Genomic DNA, 14,403 nt, shown 5'->3' on the forward strand with positions numbered 1-14,403 from the left:
ACCCATCATCATGACGGGCGTTGAATAAAGCATCAAACACCGGGAAGTTTCCTTCCCGGTGTTGTGAAAATTACCAGGTGTATTTCACACCGGCGTTAGCCGCCCAATCCTGATCAACATCGCCGCCGCCGAGGTAGTTCACACCGGTGTAGGCGCTGAAGTTTTTGGTAAAGCTGAACTGGCTACCCACGCCAACCCGTACCGCTGAACCTTCTACGCCGTTATCGATGTTGTCACCATTGATATTGGCGTCGTTGCTTGAGTCGTCATAGACGTAAGCCAGTTTGAAGTACGGAGAAATTGCCTGGTCGCCGAAGTTCGCCGTGTAGCCGGCATCAAAACCGAGCTCATAACGCATGCTGTCGTAATCTTGATCGCCAACATTCATGCTATTGCTCAGACGGTAGCTGTCACCGGACTGGAACAGACCAGAAATCGCACCGTATGGGGTCACATAGCCTGCATCGTTGATTTTCCAATCATAACCCAGTTTCAGACCGAAGCCCCATGCATCAGAAGTTGTGTCCCCATCAACGTAGGTACCATCACTCATCGTCGCGGTTAAGTCGTTGCTGAAGCGGGAGTAGCTCAGGTTGCTATCAATAAAGACGTTGTTCGCAAAACGGGCAGAAGAGTAGACATAGGCAGACTGGCTATCCTGATCGACCTGTCCTGAACGTTCGCTCATATCACCTTTCGCGAAGCCAGCAGCTGCACCGACGAGCCACTGGGCATTATTACCGTCGATTTTAGAGTCCACGCCCACCATGATGCCGTTAACATCCTGATCGTATTTAATGGCGTCATTGTCGCCATTGAAGCTACCGCCGAAGTAGCTCACCCATGCGCCGCCATTGTCGGTGAAGCCGTGACGAGAAGCGTTCAGACGGGTATTCAGGGTATCCTGCTGCAGGTTCCAGATGTTGGTGTTAGCAGAAGGAATACTCAGCGCCATATTTGCGTAGTCGGTCAGACGAGTCTGTTCCATTACTACCGTATTGCCAACCTGCTTAGCTTGATAGGTGTAAGCACCCAGATCGGCTTTGTTCGCAGCAGAGAAAGTTGCGGTGCTGTTCTGATCGTTAACGTAGATCAGCTCCTTGCCTTTGTAATCAGCAACAGAACCTTCACCCGTGGCGTTATCGATACGAACTTTATAGTTACCGCTCGCTGCTGCAACGCTATCGCCAGCGTTATCCACTTCAGACTGATCGGAAGAGGTATCTGAATCGCCGTTACCGTTGAGAGTCAGGTGACCATCAGAGTTCATCGCGATAACACCGTAGCCATAGTTAGACTTAGTGGTGTCGTTGGTACGGTCGTTGGTGAGATCGGCATTCAGAACGAAATTGTTGCTGTGAATATCGAATACGCCAGCATTCACTTCACCGTTAGCGTCTGTGGTGCTGGTCAGATTGAGAATATCGGTCTGCAGCGCATACGCCGTGCTGTTACCGACATCCAGGACACCGCCGTTAGTAACGTTGATCGTGTTGGCATACAGTGCCGCATCGCCAACGCCCCAACCGGCAGCAGCATCATCGGCAATAGTGACGGTACTGTTGTCAATGGTCAGCTCATCAGTAGCAACGTGGCCGTCTTCCTTGATGTTAAGCGCGGAGCCACCGGTCAGAGAGATGGAGTCAGAAACCAGATTAGAATCAGCCACATTAACGACGGAACCACTGTTAATGCTCAGAGTGTCGATCAGTGAGGTTTTCGTGGTATCCCACTGCGAACCATTGTTCAGAGTTACATTGAACAGGCCGCTCTGGTAGACGCTATTGCCCACAACGTGACCGTTTTCATCATAAGCGGTATCGTTACTATCAACTCCATAGGTTGACAATGGCCACAGGCTGTTAGCCGCAATATCAATCAGCGTAGCAGTGGCGTCAGTGCCTGCCGCAAAGCTGTCGTAAACGCCATCACCGTCAGTATCAACCTGATGCGCAGAGATGGCCGCACCGACCCACTTGCTGCCATTATCCAGGGTAACATCCATACGGTCTGTGCCGTCCCAACCGTTAGTATCTACGGTTGAATCGTCATCACGATAGCTGTCAGCGCCGTTAGGGAAGAAGTTTTCGTCAAAATTGCTGGAGAAGAAGATATCGCCGTTCAGAGTAGAATTACTGAGGTTAACGGTGGTTTGCATCGCGTTATCAGCATACGGATTCGCAATAGCAGAAATCGCAGCGTCATCAGCAGTATAGCTGGAGCCATCGTAATCGCTTGCGTTACCGTTATGACCGAACCAGCCGGAAGTGCCTTCATCAGACCATGAACCAGAGGTTACAGTCGAATCCGTCACGTTGATCGTGTTATTAAACACTTCGCTGCTATCAACGCCGGTGCTAACGGTATTATCGTCAACGTCACTCCACTCATAACCCTGAGTCAGGGTAATACCCGCAACGTGAGAGTTATTTTGGATAACCAGGTCAACTTCCTGGTCCAGGGTAATCGCGGTACCCAGGTTATAGACATCAACAACGTGAGTATCTGCAGTACCATCGGTATACGTGCCATTATAAGTATAATGTTCGTAGTTATCATCGATAGTCGAATTATCAACGGTCAGCGCCAGGCGGTCGTAAACATAACCCGTTGCGTCACGATCTGCGCAATCGTTGGTCATGCACTCAGAGGTGATCATACCGTGAATAGTGCTGTTTTTAATGGTCAGGCTGTTGGCATTGGTGTTGGTAGCAAGGCCATCATCCAGATAATAGGTAGAAATCACACCGTTGACGGTAGCATTATTGATTACCGGGTAGATGTCCCCGTTGTAAACGCTATCGGTCTCGTAGTTGTTCCAGCCTACATAACCATCATAGTAAACGCCATCAGCATAAGTTGAGTCGTTATAATGGTTGAAGGTGTTGTAGGTGGTGCCAGAGATATCTGTAGAAGCATTTGCCTGAGAAGCGATCGCCAAAGTGCAGGCCAATGCTAATTGTGATACTACAAGTTTCTTTTTCCAGGAGTGCATTTGTCATCCCTCCTCAGGGATATATATGTTGGTCCATCAATTAACAATTGCGATAAAACATTTATATGCTATGCGGAGGAAATTATGCGACGCGCATAGCAAATGGTTCAACTCCAGTTCATATATAGTTCGAATCCGGACACAATAAATAAAGAAATGCGATTATTTAAAGAAATAAACAACCCCATCAAAACGCAATAAAATCAACCATATATAACAAATAAAGATAAATTAAAATGAATAAATAAAAGCTATTAAATCCAACAAATAAATAAACAAAAACATACTAAAAACGATGCGCAAAGGAATACCTAAAAACCATATCAATAATAAAAACAAACCCACATAAACAATATATATTTTAAAAAGGATAAAAATCAGAAAGGTATTATATATTCTGATTATTAAGTCACATCTGACATTCACTGGGGTACCTGGTTCTTCAGACCACATAACCACCACTTTAGTAAAACATCTTCCCTCTGATTCGGTTACAATAGCGCTCTTATTTCACAAACATCAGGCATACCATGACAGACTTACTCCATCGCCCCCGTCGCCTGCGCAAATCTGCTGCGCTACGCGCTATGTTTGAAGAGACAACACTGAGCTTAAACGACCTGGTGTTGCCGATCTTTGTTGAAGAAGAAATCAACGATTACAAAGCCATCGAGGCCATGCCGGGCGTGATGCGCATTCCAGAGAAGCATCTGGCGCGCGAAATTGAACGCATTGCTAACGCCGGTATCCGCTCGGTGATGACCTTTGGTATTTCTCACCATACCGACGACACCGGCAGCGACGCCTGGAAAGAAGACGGTCTGGTGGCGCGTATGTCGCGTATTTGTAAGCAAACCGTACCGGAAATGATCGTCATGTCCGATACCTGCTTCTGCGAATACACCTCTCACGGCCACTGTGGCGTCCTGTGCGATCACGGCGTGGACAACGACCTGACGCTGGCTAACCTTGGCAAACAGGCGGTGGTTGCGGCGGCGGCGGGTGCAGACTTTATCGCCCCTTCCGCGGCGATGGACGGCCAGGTGCAGGCTATTCGCCAGGCGCTGGACGCGGCGGGCTTCACCGATACCGCGATCATGTCCTACTCCACCAAATTTGCCTCCTCCTTCTACGGCCCGTTCCGCGAAGCGGCCGGTACCGCGCTGAAGGGCGATCGCAAAACCTATCAGATGAACCCAATGAACCGCCGCGAGGCGATTCGCGAGTCGCTGCTCGACGAAGCGCAGGGCGCCGACTGCCTGATGGTCAAACCGGCGGGCGCCTATCTCGATATCCTGCGCGATATTCGTGAACGCACCGAGCTACCGATCGGCGCCTACCAGGTCAGCGGCGAGTACGCGATGATTAAATTTGCCGCACAGGCTGGCGCCATTGACGAAGAGAAAGTGGTGCTGGAAAGCCTCGGCGCCATCAAACGCGCTGGCGCAGACCTCATCTTCAGCTATTTCGCGCTTGATTTAGCCGAGAAGAAAATTCTGCGTTAATTCCCCCAACGCCCCGCAATGCGGGGCGTTTGTCATAAAACGTCACCAAACTGCCATCTCACCGACATCTCCCCCTTCTACTGTCACAGCAGGACAGAGGAGGAGCCACTATGTTTAGTCTCGACAATGTCATCGACGACCTGTGGCCAGAGGCGAAGCCCGCCCCCTGGCAAAAAAACCTACTGAGAAAGCTGCTGCATGAAGAAGAGTTTCAGCAGTTCGCGGCACGCCACCGTCACCTGAAAGGGCTGGATACCGTCGAACAGGTGCTGGAACACCTCAACATCCACTGCGATATCCCGCTGCGCAGTCTCGAACAAATCCCCGAGCAAGGCCCGCTGGTGATGATCGCGAACCATCCTACCGGTACGCTTGACGGCCTGGCCCTACTCTATGCCGTATCCCGCGTGCGCCGCGACGTCAAAGTGGTCACTAACCGGATGCTGACGCACCTTGAGCCGCTCAGCTCGCTGTTTATTCCGGTGGACAATATCAACGGTCGTACCGCCAAAACCGCGCTCCAGCAAATGGACGGCCAGCTACAAAACGGCGGCGTGCTGATTTTCTTTCCGGCGGGCGAAGTGTCGCGCCTGACGCGTCGCGGCATCCGCGATAAAAAATGGCACTCCGGCTTTATCAAGCTGGCGGCGAAATACCGCGCTCCGCTGCTGCCAGCATGGATTGAAGCGCGCAACAGTACGCTGTTTTACACCAGCACGCTGGTGTCGCAAAACCTGCCGTTACTGCTACTGATGCAGCAGATGTTCCGCCGTCGTAACAGCAGCCTGCCGCTGACGATTGGCGAACAAATTTCGTGGTCCGCCTGGTTTAATCCACAGTCCACGCCGCGCGAAATGACGGACCGCTGCTATCGCCACGTGCAGCGGTTAGGCAAACGGCTGCCGGGCATCTTTAAAACCGAAAGCGCAATTGCTCGCCCGGAGGCGCGCGCGCTGCTTAAACGTGAACTCAGCCAGGCGGAATGTCTGGGGCGCACGGCGGACGGGAAAATGATCTATTTATGGCAGCGTAACGGCCAGGAAGACGCGCCATTGCTGCGCGAACTGGGGCGGCTACGCGAAATCGCCTTCCGCGCAGTCGGTGAAGGCAGCGGCAAACGCCGCGACGTTGACGGTTACGACGACGACTATCTGCATCTGATTCTGTGGGATGAAGAGGATCTGGAAATCGTCGGCGCCTATCGTTTTATGCCTACCGCCATGCAGCTGGAAAAACGCGGGCTGGACGGCATCTACAGCTATAGTCTGTTCCACTACGATGAGCGGATGAACGATATTCTGCAACACGGTATTGAGCTGGGGCGCAGCTTCATTCAGCCGCGCTACTGGGGACGTCGCGGGCTGGACTACCTGTGGTCCGGCATCGGCGCGTATCTGGCGCGCTACCCGCACTACCGCTATCTGTTCGGCCCGGTCTCCATCTCTGGCGGGCTGCCACCTTCGGCGCGCGACCTGCTGGTCGCTTTTTATCGCCTGTGGTTTCCGGCAACGCATCCGCTGGCGGAGTCGCGCCGCCCTTACCCGGCGTCGTTACCCGACGTACTGGCGCAGTTTGGCGGCGAAGATTATAGCGAAGACCTGACGCGCCTGAAGTCGCTGCTCGGCAATCTCGGCTGCGGCATCCCGCCGCTGTACAAGCAATATTCCGAAGTCTGCGAACCAGGCGGAGTGCAGTTTATCGACTTTGGCAGCGATCCGGACTTCAATAACTGTGTCGATGGGCTGGTGCTGGTGGACTTAACCTATCTGAAGGCCAATCGCTACCAGCGTTATATTGCCGCACATCTCGATGAATAGTTCCCCCTCCGTCTCAGGAGGGGGTTGGGATGAGGAGAGGATTACGCCTCATCCTCTGCTTCCAGTTGCGTGAAACCGCCGTGGCCCTGCCAGCCTTCCAGCCGTTGATACACCACCTCAACGGCGTTTTTAATCGCCTCGGTCATCGGATAGTAGAAGCCGACGATATCTGGCTGAATGCCGAGAAAAATCACCTCGCCCACGTCGTCTTTCAGCTGATCCACCAGGTAGTTCAGCGGCATATTATGGGTGGTCATCATAAACATCTCGGCGATATCGTCCGGGTCGATGATGCGAATCTCGCCGGGGTTCAGCCCCATATCGGTAGCATCAACAATCAGCAGGCGCGCCGGATTCAGCTCGCGGATCGCCACAATATCGTTTTCCGGCGCGCTGCCGCCGTCAATCACGACCCACGCCCCTTTCGGCTGGGCTGCACACATTTCTGCCAACAGTGGGCCAGCGCCATCATCGCCCATCATGCTATTGCCGACACAGAGTAAAACGTCAGTCATGGTCATTCCTCAATCGTAAAATCAGTCGCGCAGGCGGCGCACCATCAGATAGATGGCGCTCTCCTGATGAATGGCGTGCAGCATATTGAGCATCGCCTGGCTCCACTCTTTTTGCTGCGGCGTTTGTGACGCGCGCGCTTTATCAAACGCGTTCGCCAGCATCGACACATGGTTGCTGTCGATAACAATCTCACCGTATTTCGGCACGCCTTCCATCTTGCGCCGCGCCGTGCTGTCCGCTTCAAGCGTAGCAATCCACGCCAGATATTCATCCCACGGGCAGGTCAGCGCGGCTTCGAGGCAGTCGATGACCCCGAGGTGGTGGCCAATCGCCAGGCTGTAATAGACGACCTGCTGCGCCTCGGAAGGCGTAGCATCGTTCTCATCAATAAATTTACGGCTCAGTTGACTGAACACCACCTGTTCGCTCATCGAATACGTGCCTCTTCTACTACGTGGTTAAGCTGCGTGACGATTTCCGTCAGACGCGGATCGTTTTCCGTTGCCAGCCACTGCTGAACCTGAGCATCGCCCTGGTTCAGATGCAGCATATAGTCGTCGGCAATCTGACGACCGTAGCGGTAGCCCGCCAGGCGGCGCGCGGCGCGGTCAACCTGCACGCGCAGCGGCTGGACCATGTCCGGATGCAGAATTTCTGTCGGCTGCGCGTCCAGTTCACTCGGCGCGCGGGCGTGGATTTTCTGCTCCAGCAGACCCAGCGCCATAGCAAAGCCGTACAGCGTCGCCGCAGGCGTCGGCGGGCAGCCGGGAATGTAAACGTCCACCGGCACGATTTTATCGGTACCGCCCCAGACGCAGTACAGGTCGTGGAAGATACCGCCGCTATTGCCGCAGGCGCCGTAGGAGATACAGATTTTCGGGTCCGGCGCGGACTGCCAGGCGCGCAGCGCCGGCGAACGCATGGCGCGGGTGACCGCGCCGGTGAACAGTAGAATGTCGGCATGACGCGGTGACGGCACCACCTTAATGCCAAAACGTTCGGCGTCGAACAGCGGTGAAAGCGTCGCAAAAATTTCAATCTCGCAGCCGTTACAGCCGCCGCAGTCCACGCGATAAACGTAGGCTGAACGCTTGATGTTTTTCAGCAGCGACGCTTTCATGCTGGCGATAGATTCCTCTACCGTCATCGGCACCGGCATGCCGTTATCGTCGCGTGGCCCTATTAAGTTGCTCATCAGATGGCCTCATTCATGTGGCGAGTCATGTCAATACGGTCGGAAGGCACCAAACATTTCTGACGCTTACATTCCGGGCAGGTCTCAAAGCTTTCGCGGTGGTTTTCCGCGCGGCTGTCACCGTTGTGCTTGAGCAGCGCAATGGCGTAATCAATCTCTTTTTGCACTGCAAACGGACGGTTACACACGCGGCAGTTGCAGATATCAAAGCGCGACTGCTGGAGGAAATCTTCTTTTTTCCACACCGCTAGCTCGTACTCCTGCGACAGCTTAATCGCCGCCGTCGGGCACACTTCTTCGCAGCGGCCGCAGAAGATGCAACGACCGAGGTTGAACTGCCACGCCAGCTGATTAGCGGCGCGATCGGTTTCCACCGTCAGCGCGTTCGACGGGCAGGCGTTAACGCACGCCGCGCAGCCGATGCACTGCTGCGGATTGTGTTCCGGCTTGCCGCGGAAGTTTTTATCCACCGGCATCGGCTCCAGCGGGTAGGACGATGTCGTCGTGCCGGTTTTGATGACTTTTTTAATAAAGGTAAACATAGTTGCTCCCGGATTGCGTGCGGTGTTTTTACCCTCACCCTAGCCCTCTCCCTGGAAGGGAGAGGGGGCAGAACGGCGTTGTCGGTCAGCCCGAACGCGATCTGCCCTTCCCCCCGCCCCTTTGGGGAGAGGGTCGGGGTGAGGGGAACCCCCACGCAGTGCCCCAATTATTTCAGCGGCGAGTTCTTACGCTCGATGCTGTAGCGCTCAAGCTCTTTGTACGGCACGACCTTGCTCTTCTTCTTACGCACGTCGACCACGGTCATACGGTCGGTACAGGAGTAGCAAGGGTCGAGGCTGCCGATGATCAGCGGCGCATCGGAAACGGTGTTACCGCGCAGCATATAGCGCAGAGTTGGCCAGTTGGCGTAGGTCGCCGCGCGGCAGCGCCAGCGATACAGCTTCTGGTTGTCGCCGGTCATGCTCCAGTGAATATCGTCACCGCGCGGCGCTTCAGAGAAGCCCAGCGCGAAGCGGTGCGGAATGTAGGTGAAACCTTCTACCGCAAGCTCGCCGCCGGGCAGGTTATCGAGGCCGTAGTCGATCATGTTCAGCGCGGTGAACACTTCGTTGATACGTACTTTCAGGCGCGAAATAACGTCGCAGCCCTGCTCGCTGTGCACTTCCATCGGCAGCAGACCGTAGCCCACAAACGGGTGATCGGCGCGGGTGTCGCGGGCATGCCCGCTGGCGCGAACCATTGGGCCGACGTTGCTGAAGTCACGGGCGATTTCCGGATCCAGGCGGCCGATACCCACGGTACGCTGTTCCATGTTCGGGGTGCTCAGCAGAATATCTACCAGATCCTGCACGTCGCGACGCATCTGCTGCGCCAGCTGACGGGTCTGGATCATGTCGTCTTTCAGGAAGTCGCGACGGATGCCGCCGATCAGGTTCAGACCGTAGGTTTTACGCGCGCCGGTAAGGATTTCCGCCATTTTCATGGAGGCTTCACGAACGCGGAAGAACTGCATAAAGCCGGAGTCGAAACCGGTGAAGTGACACGCCAGGCCAAGGTTCAGCAGATGCGAGTGCAGACGCTCCACTTCCAGCAGAATCGCACGGATCATCTGCGCACGTTCCGGCACCACGATACCCATCGCGTTCTCAACGGAGGTGGTGTAGGCGGTGCTGTGAGCAAAGCCGCAGATGCCGCACACGCGGTCCGACAGGAAGGTTACTTCGTTGTAACCCATACGGGTTTCCGCCAGTTTCTCCATGCCGCGGTGGACATAGAACAGACGGTAGTCGGCGTCGATGATGTTCTCGCCGTCAACGAACAGACGGAAGTGGCCCGGTTCATCGGAGGTGACGTGCAGCGGGCCAATCGGCACTACGTTGTTTTTCTTGCTGCCCAGTTCGTTGATGAACTCGTAGGTTTCGGCATCGGTGGTCGGTGCCGGGCGCTGACGATAGTCCATGCTGTCTTTACGCAGCGGGTACAGCTCGTCCGGCCAATCATCCGGCAGCACCAGACGACGTTCATCCGGCAGCCCCACCGGGCGCAGGCCGTACATATCGCGTACTTCGCGCTCGCCCCACACCGCCGCCGGAACGCGCGGCGTAACGGACGGGTATTCCAGGGTATTAGGGTCAACTTCGACGCGCACGGTGATCCAGCACTTGGTGCCTTTTTCCATCGACAGCACGTAGTAGACCGCATAGTGTCCGTTCAGTTTACGTTCGTCGTTGCCGAACAGCACCGACAGCCAGCCGCCCTGCTGGTAGTAAAGAAACTCGACGACTTCCGGCAGGTAGTTCACCTTCACGGTAATCGTTAACTGGTCTTTGGTCTGCCAGGCTTCGTCCAGCACCACGCCCGGGAAGGCCTGGTGCAGCGCAGCGAGGTAGTGTTGACCCACTTTTTCTTCAGACATGCTCAAAACTCTCTTATCACGCCACCAGCAAGGAGACGAAGGCTAAAAAGGCTAAACCGAACCCGGTCCAGGTGATACGACCGGTAATATCCAGACGCAGACGCGCCATGCTGTTTTCGAACAGGGCGATAATCAGCACGCCGACCACCAGCTTGACGATGGCGGCAATCACGGCAATCACCAGGCCACCGATGCTAAAGCTGGTCATCTGGCCCCACGGGATAAAGACGCCAACGAACATCTGCAGCACCACCAGCTGTTTCAGGCTGATGCCCCACTTCAGCACGCCGAAGCCGCTGCCGCTGTACTCGGAGAGCGGGCCTTCCTGCAGCTCCTGCTCCGCTTCCGCTAAGTCGAACGGCAGTTTGCCCATTTCGATAAAGGTGGCGAAGGCACAGGCGCAGAAGGCCAGCGCCAGCGGAATGCTGCGGCTGACCGGCCAATGGTAAAGGGTGTCGGTGATATTGCTGATGTGCGTTGAACCGGCCACCAGCGCGGCGACCCACAGGCCGAGCAGCAGAATCGGCTCCACCAGCACGCCGAGCATCGCTTCACGGCTGGCGCCAATGGCGGTAAACGGGCTACCGGTGTCGAGACCGGCAATCGCGAAGAAGAAACGCGCAACAGCAAACAGATAGATCAGGGTAATCAGGTCACCCAGACCCGGCAGCGGCGAGGCTACGGTCACCACCGGCAGCGCGGTGGCGATGGTCAGCATTACGCCAACCATCACAAACGGCGTCAGACGGAAGACCCAGCCGGAAGCGTCCGGGCCAATGCTCTGACGGCCCAGCAGTTTGATGATGTCGCGATACTCCTGCATCACGCCCGGCCCGCGACGGTTATGCAACCGTGCGCGCAGCACGCGGGTAATACCGGAGAGCAGCGGCGCGACGGCGAACAGCACCAGCGCCTGCAATAAAGCAAATAAGACCGTCATGTTCAGGCTCCTCGAGAGATGACAATCACGACCAGCACCGCCAGTTCAACCAGCGCCAGACGTTGCAGCAGCGGCGCCGCCGCCGCATTCTGCCAGCCCGGTACCAAAGAGACCGGGTTGAGCCATTTACGCAGTTTGAGTACCGGGGCAAAGGCTTGTTTCACCGGCATCGCAAAACCGTGCGCGGTAATCACCATTGACTGTTCGTGGTCGTAGCCACAGACCCACGCCGCGCCGCGAGAACGGCTTGGCAGGCGATTGCCTTTGAGCAGCGCCAGAATGATGAACGGCAGCAGCGGGCAGGCAATCAGCAGCAGGGTAATCATCGGCTGGGAAACCACGGTATGCGCGGTGGCCATCGGCAGCGGCACGGCGGTACTCAGCAGCGGCAGCAGCCACGGTGCAGCAACGCCGCCCACGATGCACAGCAGCGCCATCACGACGGTGCTCACCGCCATCAGCAGCGGCGCACAGCAGGCGTTTTCAGCCTCCTGGGTGCGCGGCGCGCCAAGGAAGGTGACACCGTAGACTTTTGCCATACACATCACCGCCAGCGCGCCGGTAATCGCCAGGCCTACGGCCAGCAGCGGCCCAAGCAGGCGACCAATAAACACGCCGCTGGTGCTCAGCTTGAAGAAGGACTGATAGATAACCCACTCACCGGCAAAGCCGTTCAGCGGCGGCAGCGCGGCCATCGCCATCAGGCCCACCAGCATGGCCAGCGAGATCATCGGCATACGCTTGCCAATCCCGCCCAGCTTTTCGATGTCGCGATGGCCGGTACGGAACCAGACCGCACCCGCGCCGAGGAACAGCGTGGTTTTAAACAGGCTGTGGTTAAGCAGATGGTACAGACCACCGACCAGACCCAACGCGACCATTACCGGCTGTTGCAGCGCCAGACCGGTGACGCCAACGCCCAGACCCAGCAGGATAATGCCGATGTTTTCCAGAGTGTGGTACGCCAGCAGGCGCTGAATGTTGTGCTCCATCAGCGCGTACAGCCCGCCGACAAACGCGGTGATCATCCCCAGCACTAACAGAGCAATCCCCCACCACAGAGGCTGCGCATCGCCCAGCAGCGAGACGGTGAGAATGCCGAGCAGCCCCACTTTCATCACAACGGTAGAAAACAGCGCGGCGGCCGGTGCGCTGGCATTGGCATGCGCCGAAGGCACCCAGCCGTGCAGCGGGATAATGCCTGCCAACAGGCCAAAGCCCAGCACGCACAGCACCCAAATGTCAGAACCGACCGGCAGCTGCTGAGCACGTTCGTTCAGCAGCACCAGATCCAGCGTGCCGTAACGCTGCCACAGCAGCAGGCAGGCAACCGCCAGCAGAATCGTGCCCAGACGGCCCAGGGCAAACCACAGTTTGCCGGAAGAGGCGCAGCCGGTAAGGAACGCGCCGCACAGCGCCATAATTTCCGCCATCACCACCAGCGAGCCGAAGCTGCTGGCGACAATCGCACAGACAGCCGCCGCCAGCAGAACATTCACCAGCAGACCGTTATTTTTCACCTTCGGGTGGCGATGCCAGTCAATGTTATAGAGGCTGACAAACAGCCCGCACAGGCCCAGCGCAATCAGCCAGACCGCGTTCAGCGGCGTGACCAGCACGCTGTAGTGCACCAGCGAAAGATGGCCCATCACCGGAAAGGCGTGAATCAGCACCTGCACCCCGGCCAGCAGCGCACAAACGCTGCCCAGCGCGCCGCCAATCCCGGCGACAAACCCGCTAAGGGATTTTTTAAACGACAGCAAAAAGGAGAGCACCGCGGCGAAGGCAAACCACGCCACCGCGCTATTGATTAAGGTCATCACGCTCATTTCGCCTCTCCTTGTTGCGCCTGAAACAGCGACAGATCGCCTAAATCGGTGTGGAAGGTCAGCTCGCGCTTGCGTTTGCTGACGCGGGCGATGTCCATGTTGTTGACCAGATGCAGTGCTTTCGTCGGGCAGGTGCGGATACAGGCCGGGCCTTCCTCATCGAAATGACACAGATCGCATTTCACCGCGATGGCGCGCACGCCTGGAACCCAGTCGAGCAGCGTACTGACGCGAGCCGGTGCCGGCGGAGCAGGCAGCGCTTTCGGCGTATTAGCGTTCGCCGGGATATCCAGAGGACGGCTGCCGGAAAATTCAATCGCCCCAAACGGGCAGGCAATGCCGCACAGTTTGCAGCTGACGCACAGGCTTTCATTGAGCTGTACGACGCCATCGACGCGGTTAATGGCATTGACCGGGCATACCCCGGCGCATGGCGCGTCTTCACATTGGTGGCACAGCTGTGGCGCGGATTCTTTTTCATTGAGCATTACTCTGAGCCGCGGCATCGATTGCAGGCCATGGTGGCGATGCGTTTCCGAGCAGGCTGCTTCGCAGGTGCGGCAACCGATACAGAGGGTAGAGTCAGCAATTACAAAACGATTCACCAGGTCTTCCTCAGGTGACAGTCATTTTTGACGAAATCATGCAGAGCAGGTGTCATTTCGACACCCGTCGACACACCGATAATTCAGGCGATGGAAGCCTGATGAGATTGCTGCGCCAGGCCGCCAAAATTAACCGGGCTGTCGCTCTCCAGGGCCGCATACAGGGTGTCGTATACCGGCGAAATTTTTTCCAGGTAGTGTTCCAGCACCTGCTCGCGATCGCGGATATTGATGGTGCCATCAATAAAGCCGCTGGCGTTCAGCTCGGCGCGTGCAACGCACTCTTTATTCAGGCCATCCCGCGTTTCCACGTAGTACTCAACGGTGTGGCTGTTAAAGCCGCCTGACAGGCTGACGGAAACCACGAAGTGTTCGAACAGCACGAAGCTCAGCTCTTTCTCCGGTGCGCAGTTCATCGCGTGATGCAGACGCGCTTTTGACAATGTGATCCCTTGAACCAGAGAGTTACAGTACACACGCCATTGATCCTGATGGCGGCGGTGACGATCGGCGATGTAGTCAGCCTTCTCGCTAATTTCCCAAATAGTCATGTCGGTTACCCGGTTAATAGAAACAAGCCTC

12 protein-coding genes are annotated in these 14,403 nt (G+C 56.2%); 2 read left to right on the forward strand and 10 right to left on the reverse strand.

All coding sequences use genetic code 11. The features are described 5' to 3' along the window. Positions 1-70 precede the first annotated feature (70 nt). Positions 71-2,995 (reverse strand): autotransporter adhesin EhaB, encoded by a 2,925-nt coding sequence (gene ehaB, locus ABTW00_RS18145; protein ID WP_433636668.1) that lies wholly within the window; start codon positions 2,993-2,995, stop codon positions 71-73. A 530-nt stretch (positions 2,996-3,525) separates the two neighbouring features. Between ehaB and hemB the strand changes: the two genes are divergently transcribed. Then, a complete protein-coding gene (gene hemB, locus ABTW00_RS18150) occupies positions 3,526-4,500 on the forward strand; it encodes a porphobilinogen synthase (protein ID WP_065357864.1) in 975 nt (324 codons plus the stop codon). A gap of 110 nt (positions 4,501-4,610) precedes the next feature. Beyond that, on the forward strand, positions 4,611-6,317 hold the full coding sequence (locus ABTW00_RS18155) for a lysophospholipid acyltransferase family protein (protein ID WP_433636670.1): 1,707 nt from the start codon (positions 4,611-4,613) through the stop codon (positions 6,315-6,317). A 41-nt stretch (positions 6,318-6,358) separates the two neighbouring features. Here ABTW00_RS18155 and hycI read toward each other — a convergent pair whose 3' ends face one another. The 9 genes from hycI to hycA form a co-directional block, all read right to left on the reverse strand. Beyond that, the gene (gene hycI / locus ABTW00_RS18160) at positions 6,359-6,832 is read right to left on the reverse strand and encodes a hydrogenase maturation peptidase HycI (RefSeq protein ID WP_433636672.1); all 474 of its coding nucleotides are present in this window, start codon (positions 6,830-6,832) and stop codon (positions 6,359-6,361) included. A gap of 21 nt (positions 6,833-6,853) precedes the next feature. Then, positions 6,854-7,264, reverse strand: coding sequence for a formate hydrogenlyase maturation HycH family protein (locus tag ABTW00_RS18165; protein ID WP_065357866.1), 411 nt, complete (start codon positions 7,262-7,264; stop codon positions 6,854-6,856). Beyond that, positions 7,261-8,028, reverse strand: coding sequence for an NADH-quinone oxidoreductase subunit B family protein (locus ABTW00_RS18170; protein ID WP_433636674.1), 768 nt, complete (start codon positions 8,026-8,028; stop codon positions 7,261-7,263). The genes ABTW00_RS18165 and ABTW00_RS18170 overlap by 4 nt, the downstream gene beginning before the upstream one ends. After that, positions 8,028-8,570 (reverse strand): formate hydrogenlyase complex iron-sulfur subunit, encoded by a 543-nt coding sequence (locus tag ABTW00_RS18175; RefSeq protein WP_064547792.1) that lies wholly within the window; start codon positions 8,568-8,570, stop codon positions 8,028-8,030. The genes ABTW00_RS18170 and ABTW00_RS18175 overlap by 1 nt, the downstream gene beginning before the upstream one ends. 167 nt (positions 8,571-8,737) lie before the next feature. After that, the gene (gene hycE / locus ABTW00_RS18180) at positions 8,738-10,447 is read right to left on the reverse strand and encodes a formate hydrogenlyase subunit HycE (protein ID WP_064547790.1); all 1,710 of its coding nucleotides are present in this window, start codon (positions 10,445-10,447) and stop codon (positions 8,738-8,740) included. 16 nt (positions 10,448-10,463) lie between these two features. Next, complete coding sequence (locus ABTW00_RS18185) at positions 10,464-11,387, reverse strand: respiratory chain complex I subunit 1 family protein (RefSeq protein WP_064547788.1); 924 nt, start codon at positions 11,385-11,387, stop codon at positions 10,464-10,466. A 2-nt stretch (positions 11,388-11,389) separates the two neighbouring features. After that, complete coding sequence (gene hycC, locus ABTW00_RS18190) at positions 11,390-13,216, reverse strand: formate hydrogenlyase subunit 3 (protein WP_433636677.1); 1,827 nt, start codon at positions 13,214-13,216, stop codon at positions 11,390-11,392. Next, entirely contained in the window at positions 13,213-13,821 is a 609-nt protein-coding gene (locus ABTW00_RS18195) for a 4Fe-4S dicluster domain-containing protein (protein WP_163447245.1), read from the reverse strand. Before ABTW00_RS18195 ends, hycC begins: the two co-directional genes overlap by 4 nt. A gap of 83 nt (positions 13,822-13,904) precedes the next feature. Next, complete coding sequence (hycA, locus tag ABTW00_RS18200) at positions 13,905-14,372, reverse strand: formate hydrogenlyase regulator HycA (RefSeq protein WP_064547782.1); 468 nt, start codon at positions 14,370-14,372, stop codon at positions 13,905-13,907. Positions 14,373-14,403 lie beyond the last annotated feature (31 nt).

Origin of the sequence: Kluyvera georgiana (assembly GCF_050990895.1) — a bacterium.
GTDB lineage: Bacteria > Pseudomonadota > Gammaproteobacteria > Enterobacterales > Enterobacteriaceae > Kluyvera > Kluyvera georgiana.

Coding starts and splice junctions, on each gene's coding strand:
- hemB (WP_065357864.1), top strand. CDS start 3,526: ATGACAGACTTACTCCATCGCCCCCGTCGCCTGCGCAAATCTGCTGCG.
- ehaB (WP_433636668.1), bottom strand. CDS start 2,995: ATGCACTCCTGGAAAAAGAAACTTGTAGTATCACAATTAGCATTGGCC.
- hycE (WP_064547790.1), bottom strand. CDS start 10,447: ATGTCTGAAGAAAAAGTGGGTCAACACTACCTCGCTGCGCTGCACCAG.
- ABTW00_RS18155 (WP_433636670.1), top strand. CDS start 4,611: ATGTTTAGTCTCGACAATGTCATCGACGACCTGTGGCCAGAGGCGAAG.
- ABTW00_RS18165 (WP_065357866.1), bottom strand. CDS start 7,264: ATGAGCGAACAGGTGGTGTTCAGTCAACTGAGCCGTAAATTTATTGAT.
- hycC (WP_433636677.1), bottom strand. CDS start 13,216: ATGAGCGTGATGACCTTAATCAATAGCGCGGTGGCGTGGTTTGCCTTC.
- ABTW00_RS18185 (WP_064547788.1), bottom strand. CDS start 11,387: ATGACGGTCTTATTTGCTTTATTGCAGGCGCTGGTGCTGTTCGCCGTC.
- ABTW00_RS18170 (WP_433636674.1), bottom strand. CDS start 8,028: ATGAGCAACTTAATAGGGCCACGCGACGATAACGGCATGCCGGTGCCG.
- ABTW00_RS18175 (WP_064547792.1), bottom strand. CDS start 8,570: ATGTTTACCTTTATTAAAAAAGTCATCAAAACCGGCACGACGACATCG.
- hycI (WP_433636672.1), bottom strand. CDS start 6,832: ATGACTGACGTTTTACTCTGTGTCGGCAATAGCATGATGGGCGATGAT.
- hycA (WP_064547782.1), bottom strand. CDS start 14,372: ATGACTATTTGGGAAATTAGCGAGAAGGCTGACTACATCGCCGATCGT.